The sequence below is a fragment of the uncultured Aquimarina sp. genome (genome assembly GCF_947492405.1).
Lineage (GTDB): Bacteria > Bacteroidota > Bacteroidia > Flavobacteriales > Flavobacteriaceae > Aquimarina.
Map to the genome: position 1 here is coordinate 473,499 of NZ_CANLMP010000005.1, position 11,155 is coordinate 484,653.

Annotated in this window: 3 protein-coding genes; all 3 read right to left on the reverse strand. The window is 36.8% G+C overall.

What is annotated here, in order from left to right; genetic code table 11:
• Positions 1-9: 9 nt before the first annotated feature.
• The 3 genes from Q0829_RS19490 to Q0829_RS19500 are packed head-to-tail and all read right to left on the reverse strand — an operon-like array spanning position 10 to position 10,695.
• Positions 10-4,332 carry a strawberry notch C-terminal domain-containing protein gene (locus tag Q0829_RS19490; protein WP_298546187.1) on the reverse strand — a complete coding sequence of 1,441 codons (4,323 nt, stop codon included), beginning with the start codon at positions 4,330-4,332 and terminating at the stop codon, positions 10-12.
• Positions 4,333-4,382: 50 nt separating this feature from the next.
• Positions 4,383-4,802: a hypothetical protein gene (locus tag Q0829_RS19495; RefSeq protein ID WP_298546189.1), complete on the reverse strand. Its 420-nt coding sequence runs from the start codon at positions 4,800-4,802 to the stop codon at positions 4,383-4,385.
• Positions 4,789-10,695 carry a hypothetical protein gene (locus tag Q0829_RS19500; RefSeq protein WP_298546190.1) on the reverse strand — a complete coding sequence of 1,969 codons (5,907 nt, stop codon included), beginning with the start codon at positions 10,693-10,695 and terminating at the stop codon, positions 4,789-4,791. Before Q0829_RS19500 ends, Q0829_RS19495 begins: the two co-directional genes overlap by 14 nt.
• Positions 10,696-11,155 lie beyond the last annotated feature (460 nt).

Here is an 11,155-nt window from a genome sequence, read left to right on the forward strand (position 1 = left end):
TTCAATTCTTTAGGATGCCAATTGCTTGTGATATAATCGTAGTTTATCCAATACTTCATCAAATGGAGTGATCTCGGAAATCATATCTTCATAACACGCTAAGCCTAACTGCTGTGGACTAAATCGCCCGAATACAAATTCGGCATTACCATCTTCGTGTGGATTGTTCGTGATAAAATACCCTAGTGCATCTTGAGCTTCGTGAATCGGAGTCTCACTTGCCTGATTTAAAACTTCTTGAAATTCTTTATAAATAGGAGTATCTTGAGTATTAATTTTCCAAGCTAAATATGGAACCGCTACATTTTTGAATATCGGAACAAGAGAAAAAGAATATTTTTCTTTATCTGTTAATTTGCGCTCATAGGTTACTACCCCATATGGATAGTTCGCTGTAGCTTCTTCATACTCCAGAAAACCTGATAACGGATTACTCCCTTGTCCATATGACTTGCCGAGTTCATATTTCCAAGTGTCATTTTTACTAATGGTTCGCGTATTCCAATCAGTAAGATTTTCAATTTCCCAATCTTCTAATTCTTTGGCTTCTCCTTCAACCTTTATACCGTGCGTATCGAGTGCTAGAAGGAAAGCTTCCAAGTTTTTAAAGGATAGTGCTCCTGTCATATCCCCCGCATTTTGGACAAAATCTGGAAGTTCATCCTCACTTTGCCCATCAGCTCGTCTGATTAATTGACGTAATTTTGGATCAATACCCAATCGGTAATGCTCCTTCTTACTCATATAGACTTGAAAGTAGTTATCACCGATACGTTTGAATTTAATCCCCTGGGTATGATCCTTAAAAGTGTTATCCAATTCCAATTGCTCTATAGCTCCTATAGCAGCGGAAATAGGAAGTAGTGCCATATGCTCCCCATCCTTTCCAAAGTCAAAAGACATCAGAATACCGTTTTTGATAGTTCCAGCGTTGGTATTATACTTGATGAGTCTATTCTTTGAGCCTATTTGATACGAAGCTGCTACAATATTCTCCGTAAGAATTTGCCGTTTTTCTCGTTTTGAGGATGCTTTTTTGATCAGGTCATTCCACTGCCCAGGCACATTCGTTTTTTCTACTTCTGTAATATCTTTACTCTCCTGATAAATACTATTGATAAAAGCTTGTTGTTCCGGAACTAAAGAGTAAGTAAGTGTCTTTCGTTGATCTGCCACTGCAAATCGCATACGGATATTACTCAGAGTGTAGGTATTGCCTGTAGATGTTCCAATAGAAATCCCTAGAAAAATACCCCAAGAAGGTTCTGAGATAGAACCTACTTTGGCAACTTTTACTACATCCCCCGTCTCAAAAGCACCCATCGCTCGAACAATAATGGTTTTTATACGCTCCAATCTCCCTACAAGAGCACTTACATCACTGGTTGCTTCTTCTATAATCTCAGTGAGCTTTGTCCTTTTACTGGCAATCTTATCATTTTCTTTTTCATCTTTTCCAGAGCCCAATTCGGGAAGCTCAGAAAGTTCCTTACGGGTTTTTTCGATGGATGCAATTTTCTTCTCCTTTCGCTGCGCTATAAGTGTTGGATAGTCTTTTTCAATACCATCTATCAACTCCTGTTGCACTTCTTTCGGAGTTTTACCATTCAACACTTCTTCAATCTGTCTGTCTATTTCTGTTTTGGTAAGTGGTCTTTTGAGGTTATTGACAATAGATTGTTCTCGTATCGTATCTTTTCCAAAAGGGGTATTTCCGCCATTTCCTTTTTGGTACAAAAATCGTTTTTTAACATCGGCATCCAATTGTAAGAACTCCGTTTCTAAGTCATAGGTTCCTTCCTGCTTTTCCAAAATGAGCTGTTGATTGTACATTGCCAATAATTCGCTGTAGAGTTTCTCCTGATCTTTCACTAATAACAAGCCTGCTCGTCCTGTTAATTGGCGAATAGCTCCTTCCTTAGTCTCATTACGTTCAAGGTGACTTTGTCCTGTTTTCCAATCATACTTTTTATGATATGTTGGATATCCTAACTGTGGCAACAGCTCTTGATGTTCATCAACCCATTGCCACGCTACTTTATCACCATATTTATTTAAGAAATCTTCACTCTTTAAGGTATCATCATTCGTATTTTGAGATCCCGTAGTATTGGCATCGAGTGACTTTAATTTCGCTTTCATCATCGTCATTAAGCGAACCTCCATAGGAATGTCACTCGTCAAAAAAGAATATTCAGGCAAGTTTACCTGTGAAGTCCTATTGACCCTTCCTAAAATTTGAACCATCGTGTTTACATCCAATTCAAATTGCGGGATGATCATGTGGCGTTGCCTTTGATCATTGAAATCTTTTGAAGAATGTGCCGAAAAACCCGTACTACCACTTTGATTGATCAGTATCACATCATAATCTCCATTGTTAAATAATCGAAATGCCTTCTCTGCATCACTACGAAAAGAAGATACTATAGCATCATCTCCTTCAAAATACACCTTTTGATTTCTTCCTGTAACTTCAACTACTTTATAATATGTTCCATCATGCCCTCCAATCGATCTTGGTTTCTTAGTTTGAGTCAGCATATCAATGAGCTGATCTATAGGGGATACCATAAGTCCTGAGCTTTCAGAAAGCATAGCTCGTTTGATATCATAGTATGCTGCTTGTGCATTGTCCGATAATTCTTCTAATTGAAGTTTCTGCCTGCTTTTACTACCATCGATATTGGTATAGTTGTAATTAAAGACTCCGTCTAAGCTTTTTACCATCGTTCTAACGAAATCTAATTCCTCAAGTGGTATAACATCACCACTAGAAACATTGAGGTCTTTTAGAAATGTTCCCATAGTTGACTTAAAAGCAATGACCACCTTCTTATCTTGTTTTAATAGCTCAAGGGTAATTCGTGCAGTATCTTGTACTTTCAGTGCAAATAGCATTTGATCTACAATATTGAATACTCTGGAAAAGAAGGGAGCGGATTTAACTCCTAACGCTCTTGGTTTCTTTTTTACGAGTTCCCCCATAGCTTTCGCTTGTTGGTGAATCATGTTTAATTCAGGAGTGATGTAGGTAGCCTCAAAATCTACTACACGGTTCATCAATTTTATGATGCGGTTGACACTTTTTCGGTGTTTACTCCGCTGTGGTTCTTCGTCTAATACAATGTAATTAGTATTAATCCCTTCATTAGAGCGTTGTCGCCTGATGAGTTGTCCACTTTCAGCCAAGTTCGATGCTACAATTTCTTGTAATGCCAATCCACCACTTACCATGGAACTCACAAAATTCTCGTCTTTTAACCCCGTCTCCATAATAGCAGTTTTCTTCGCATAAAAAGGCATTACCTCTGGATACTTAGCAAACGTGGCGCTTAAAAAACAACAGGCTTCCGTATGAGGTAAAACACTGCGCATCCATCTGCCTATAATAGAATCATATCCCCCTGCCATATGGGATTCATCAAGAATAAACACTACTTTTTTATACTTCTTACTGCCTTCAACACCGTTTAGGCATAACTGCTCAATCCAATCTCTTTTATAGGGCTGTGCTGATTGTACTTGGGAATAGGTACAAAAGACCATATCATATCCTTTAGGTAAATGGTCAATGCTTTTTTTAATCGTTAGGGTTGGAGTTTCTTCGAAATTAGGAATTGGCATACGGTTTCTTTTCAGATAAGCAATAGCTTCAGGACTTTCTATGTCATACGTGTCTTGTTGAGAAAGTAGAGTTGACTGTGCATCTGAAGAAAGTGGGGAAAACACGACACTACCATCGGCATCTTTAATTTTTGCTTTTGAATCAGTATTGACAATAAATGGATGGATATCTGAAAACCCAATGGCTTTTAAATCCCGATACATATCCGAAAACAAATCAGGTTTTTTTGAAAAGAAAATTGGTAAGTACCCATTTTTTACTGCGTGCCGGATCACACCTGCTGCCTGTCTTCCTTTCCCGATTCCAGTTTGATCGGCTACTATAATTCCCTGACCACGTTCAAATTGTTTTAAGTATAGTGCTAGAGCGTCCACCTGTTCTGCAGCCAGTGCTTTCCATAAAGTTGCTGTAGACACGTATTTAAGACCATTTCTAACATAATTATCAATATTTCCTTTTTCCTTGACAATACCATTTAATGCCTTTTGTACCTCAAATGCCATGTTACGTGGAATAAGGGTGTCCATTTTAAAAGGAGCATTGGATTTTGGGATGTAAGGAACCAGTGCACTTTGCTCCGCTGCTAATGCTGCTACCTCGGAAGCATTCTGAGTAAATTCTTCTTGTTCCTGTTGTATTTCTATATCCTTTTCCATAGTAATATCTTTGATTAAATAATAGCAGCTTGCGACAAGTGGTGGCATTGCGCTACCCTTTGAAAACCACTTGTCAACTAACTGCTCCTTATAATGTTTTAGTTTTCTACTCCTGTTAATACCTCCAGATAGGTTCGCAGCGTAATTTCTGCATAGAGCTGAATAGCCTCTTTCTTTTCCATACCTCCATACATTAAGGAGTCTGCTGGTATCGATTCATCTAAATTGCTCCAGCTCTCTTTAAGTGTCCACATCGCTAGTATCATCTTATCACTTTGCATTAAAAAGTTGGCGATTTCACCTGTAGTCCTGCCTCCTGTGTATACTGTCTCTAAATAGGATTCAATGAGGATTATAGGGTCTTCTCCTTCAGCAAATGCACGCTCTATGAGTTCGTGTAACTGAATAAATATTGCTGCTTCGTGGTCTTCGTACCTAGTAAATGCTACTGGATTATTGACCATATATAATGTTGCGCTGCCCGATGTTGGCATTAATTGGTTGTTAAAAAATATCATATCCTAATGCGATTTTAAGTTTCTCTATTTCTATTTCTAATGGTGTTTTTATGTGCGATGCGACACGCTCCCAAAGCTCTTCAAAACTGTCTGCTATATCGGCTAGTGATGCTGCCTGATCACGGTTAGGAGCTACTTTCTTGCTCTTCTTGGGTTTTCTTCCCCCTATAAGCACCAACATCATTTCGGTAACTGCTCCTTGTTTATTGTAGAGTTTGTATGCGTTCATATTAATCACATCATCCACGACATATCGGCTGTACAACCAATTGAAAAATGGTTTGTAAGTAGCCATATAGCCATCTTCTTCCGTGAATTTTATATGCCCTTTGATAATAAGGGCTGCCTTTCCGCTATCTTTCATCGTATGCAATGCCAAACCTGACATCAAATGCTCCAAGCGTAAGTGATTATTCAGACCAATATTGCCATCAAAGTATTTTTTGACCATACGCCCCTTATCGAACTTATCTGCGCTCCATTTATCAAAGGGTGGATTGGTAACAACCACATCGAATGACTTGGTATATTCTTCTGGAAAGGGTTCCGCTGCGTTTAGATGGGTAATGGTTTTAAACCCTTGAAATTCTAATGATTTTCTTCGGCTACTGTCGATCTCGTTTACATGGGTTTTTGCGGGATCAGCTCCTAAAACCAACAACCCATTCCCTGCACTTGGCTCAAAAGTGCGTGTCGCATCAGACATTTGTGTGTATTGTGCAATCATCGCACTAATGGGACAAGAAGTAGAGTACTGTTTATATTGTTCTTTGCTGCTATCAGAATAGGCATAAGTCGGCTGTACTTTATTCCAAAAAGTAGTCATTGACTGCAATCTAATCTCAAATGCTCCTGGTCTATTGTAAAGCATTTTATACCATAATAGCCAGCTTAACTCTACAGCTTCCCATAGCATTCCCATATTGGGTACATTTGCTTCTGTCAATAAGGCTTCTACACCCTTCTTGGTTACCCGTTTATTGTTTATATAGTGATCGTGCATAATAGCCACGACCTTATCGAGATAGTCATTAGAGGTATCTTCTTTTGAATTAGTGGTTTTGTTTTGTTGTTGTTGTGCTGAGAAATAATCATCAATCAAAATACGTGCGGTCTTCCCAATAGATTGATCGGGATAATTTTCAAGGATACGACCTTCAAATATGTTTTTTACGATATAATCGCGAAAGTCGGCTATATCCAAACCATCAAAGACATAGCCATATTCTTTCGCTCTCACTATCAATCCTAAAAACAACTCATCACAAAATACGGTATGCTCCTTATGAACTAATGCACGTAATTCCTGAACTTCCATTTTTAAAGCCGAAATTCGATCTAATCTAAATTGTTTACTCTGCTTGCTTTTTTTATCCTTTTTCCCTGCTAACTTTTTTAACTCTTTTTCAAGAATCGTAATCCATTTGTTAAACTCTTTTTCTATTTTTTCATCCAGATATATCTGAACATATCCAGATCGTCCAGCTAATTCTACTATGGATAAACTTCGGGTAAACGCTTCTTTTCCTGTAAAAGAAACTCGAAAACCTTTAGCTTTAAATTCTTTACGGATGCGATCCGCTTCATCTACTGGAATGAGTAAAAAATCTTCAGGTGATAATGGTTCATCTTTTGAATTAGATATTTCTTTTGAAGTGTTCTTTATAGATTTCACATAGGTTTCCAAATGATTTCTGGAATGCTTTAACAAAGTAATATCACTCGAAAGGTTATGAAAATCTTCATTAGCACTTGTAGTGCCTTTGACTGAAGTTTTGTTTGTATCCTTGTACTTCTCGAATTTCTCAGCAAGGATATTTTGTTTTTCAATAATGACTTTTAATGCCTTTTCTACATCAGCAATAGGTCGATAATGTTTTACAGCTGACCACCAGATGGTCACATCCGGCAATTTGGAAATAATGACTTCCAATGGTACTATCTCTAAAAACCCTTTTTCAAGATTGATATATGGGTACTTCGGATCTGTAGGATACGCCAATTGATTAAATAAAGACTGTCCTTCTTTTTCCCAAATGCGATATAGTGTTTCTTTCTTAACAGATATATCTGATTCTTTTAAGTTTATAAACTGCAATAGCATAAACAATTCAACTGGTGAAGCCCAATGAACGTTTCTATAGGTATACTCAAACAAGTAGAAAAATTGTTCTTTGAGTTGTAAAGCTACTTCTGGTGGTATATACCCTTTGTCAAAAGGGGCTATAACTCTTTCGGGAACAATGATATTGGAAAAATAATCTTGTGTTCCTTTTTCAGTAGTTTCTGCTTGTGCTACCTCCTGAAAAGTATCTTTATCTTCAGTGGTAGAAGCATCCTCTTTTTTTAGATCCAAATAGTGCTGAATAACAAGCTTAGAACGTTCTAATGATTCTATTTTGTAACCTAGTGATCGATACTGTTCTTTATCTTCTTTTTTACTCTTTGGCTTTCCTGTTTTGGGATTAGTAAACGTATCTCGAACTTTTACAATACTTTCTATTTCTTTATCTAAATATTGTAATGCTATATGCAAATCTGCAATAGGTCTATACAATTCTATCACATGCCACCACTCATTTTGTTCATTTTCTAGATTAATAAACTTCTCAAGTGGATATACACTTCCATATCCCGAACTAATATTTACATAAGGGTATTGTAGATTTGTTGGATACCCCAATTCCTCAAAAAGTGATTGCCCACGTCTTTCCCATTCTCTTAGTAATGCCGATCTTGAAACTGAAAAACCATAGTCATTAGGATGCGCCATTTGAGATAACTCAAACATCGTCTTTGCATCCAGTTCTGAAATACGCTCATCCGAAACTTGTAATAAATGAGGTGCTTTCTCTTGAATCTTTTTGGCGTCCTGAATATAAAAACCACCAGAATCAAATGGAGAATTGATCACCTTTGGAATAAGCACATTAGGTATAAATGTGTCATATCTAGTAATATCAGTTAGATATACCTTTTTATTTGAAACTTGACGTTTTGAAGTTTCCGTGCTAGAAATATCAGTCGCTACCTTTAATTGGGAAATACCAAACGGATTTCCGTAATTGTCTATATAATCTTGTATTTTTTTTCGCTGTTCCTGATAATGCTCAATTGCTTTGCTATGTCTATGAGCTTTGTCGTCTGTTCTTTTTAATACATCGAGTTCTTTTTGAAACAGTGCAATCTTATCATCAATGAGTTGTAGTGCCGTTTCTAAATTTGCTATAGGACGATATCCTTTTATGGCATTTCCCCAACTGTGTTTATTGTTTCGATTTACTTTGATAATTTCTCCCAAAGTAGTAACCTGGTAATATCCCATTGTGAGATTAACATATGGGTAGTTTAGATCCGTGGGATAGCCTAATAATTCAAATAGACGATCTCCATAATGCAACCAATGAGCATCCAGAACCTGTTTATCAACCTGAATACCTAGCGTATATAAATCCTGAAACTGTGAAAGTGTAAATAATTGGGATGGAATTGTGAAAATAAGAGTGTCATCCTGAATATCAAATACCATTGGAAATTCCTCTTTAAGTTCGTTTTTTGATTTTTCTTTTATCCTTCCGAAATCGAATGTACTATCAACTCCTTCAGGCATTAGCACATTGGAAATACGCTGCCCATTATGCTCTATATCTACCTGAATAGCACCTTTATAATCACTTAATCTATATACCTCGGCAGGTCTAACTCTCAGTGTTTTCGGATTGGCAAGCATATATTTGATTGCCCTTTTTAATCTCTCCATAGGAACAGCCCCACCATTGTAGGATACCATACCTTCGTCGTGTGGGTTCAGTCCATCTATTTTTAAGGTGTTGTCTTCTTTTTTATGAAGAAAACTAATGATGTCTCTATCCGATGAAATCCGAACTTTTAGAATACTTAAAGCACCACCTTTTTTAGATTTCAAATAACTGATATGCAAAGCATTCTTGTGTAATTCTATAAACGATTGAAGCTCTGACAATAACTTATCATCAAGAGTAGTATGCTTTTGAATGATTGTAAATCGATTGTTGCTACCATATTTAAAAGGCTTTACTCCAATTTTAGACCTCAATCTTTCTAAAATATTCTCGAAACGATTTCGATTATCAGATCCTGGAACTGTTTCTGCAATTTCCGCTAGGGAACTGTACAGTCTTCTTAATTTATAAATAAGCTGTTTACCCTTAGAAGTTTTTAGGGCTTCATCTAAATCGATTTTGGCATTTCCAATTTTAAAAGCAACCCCTTTATCATCTACATTCGTTTCCAATTCCCTCAACTCATCCACTAGCTGTTCTACATCTTCATTCAATGTGTTTAGAGTTATCTTCGTAGCCTGTTCTTTCTCTATGGATTCTTCTTCATCTACTGATAAAGGGAGTATTGCTTTTGACTTTTCCTCTGGTAATTTGATTTTGATACTATCTGCAAAATCATATATCGCAAGAATAGTTTTCTTATATGCTTTTTTTAGTGCTTCTGATGCGCCCATACGTAATGCTTCGGTATGATCGTATTGAACTCCATCTAAGACTTGCAATATGGCCGCTTCTAGTGCTTCTTCTTTTGAAGAATATGTACCATCGCCTTTAGTTGGTAAAAATGAGTACCCACTAAATCCTGATAACGTATTACTAACACGTAAACCGTACAAGTATTGATCTTGTTCATCTTGCACCAGTCTAATAGTAGCTTCAAATTTGATTTTTAAAGGGAATGGAATAGTATATACTTTATACCTATTGCCAGCATTATCGATAGTATAGACATCATTTTCGTTTGTATAAGAGGTGTAGGAATAGGAAATGTCAGAAAGTATTAAGCTAGAAAACCCAATTGAGTTCAACCCTAATTCCCCTCCAAATTCTTGAGTGGCGTTTATTGTATTGATAAGCTTAATTACAGTATCTCGTTCTCCTTGGAGTCCTGTTCTGGAAGCATATCCATTTTGTAATAGTGGATTTCCAGAAGTTACAATATCTACATCTTTGCCTTTCCATACATATGCGCTGGCTTTTTCCTTCTCATTGTTTTCAGGGTATCTCGCGGTATAATATTCTCCGGAATTACCTATCCCTTTCAAAATCTCAAGAAAGGTTTCTTTGGATTCAAAATCTAGTGCTGAATAGGAATACCCAAAATCATTCGGTTTAGTAAGCTTAGGATATCCTTCTAAAATAGTAGTAGGAATTGTATTGCCAGCCAATAATGCTTCTAATAGCAATTGCTCATGCTCGTATGCTACTTCATCGATATATTCATCATCTTTTAGTTTTTTTTCTGTTCCACCAGAATCTAACAAATAAGCTTCTTTGGTTTTTAACCATTTTGGTTGTGTTTTTGGTTCTTCCGTTTTTTTAGTTTCAATTATTTTGATGTCTTCATTCTTGATATCAGAATCTCCTGTAATAATTCGTCCTTCGTCAAATGCGTTTCTTGCGCGTCTTTTGAAATTTCTTGGACTCGCACTAATCGAATTGAGTCTGCTTCCATATTTCGCTTTTGCAAAACGTGTCGCTATATCCAAAGCTGTTTTCTTTAAATCATCAAAAATCACATAGTCAACACCTTTGTCTTCTTCTTTATCATCATCAATTTTAACATTGACCAAACTGAATTGATAATGATCGATCAGGTCTCTATCTACATTATATGAAGGTTCCACTTTTATGGTATTAGGATCTATTCCATTGTTAAAAGCCTCCTGAAGTGTTTTTACATAGCTATTATAAGAGGGTCGATCCGTTACATACCACATGCCTCCTTTTGAATTAGATTTTTTAAAACCTAAATCAATTAAGTAACCTTCTAATATTTTATCAGATAACTTTGGTACGAATAGTAGTTCTATACCATTCTTCTCTTTGTTGTATGCTATCGTTAATCTCATTCAAATTTTATTTTATCTCATTGCTTTATAAAAAAGTGCTAGCTCCTTCCTATAGGGAATAGTTCCAGCTCCTTCCTATAGGGAATAGTTCTAGCTCCCTTCTATAGGGAATAATTCTAGCTCCTTCCTATAGGGAATAGTTCTAGCTCCTTCCTATAGGGAATAGTTCCAGCTCCCTCCTATAGGGAATAGTTCTAGCTCCTTCCTATAGGGAATAGTTCTAGCTCCTTCCTATAGGGAATAGTTCCAGCTCCTTCCTATAGGGAATAGTTCTAGCTCCCTCCTATAGGGAATAGTTCCAGCTCACTCCTATAGAGAATAGTTCTAGCTCCCTCCTATAGGGAATAGTTCCAGCTCACTCCTATAGGGAATAGTTCTAGCTGCTTCCTATAGGGAATAGTTCTAGCTCCTTCCTATAGGGAATAGTTCTAGCTCCTTCCTATAGGGAATAGTTCTAGCT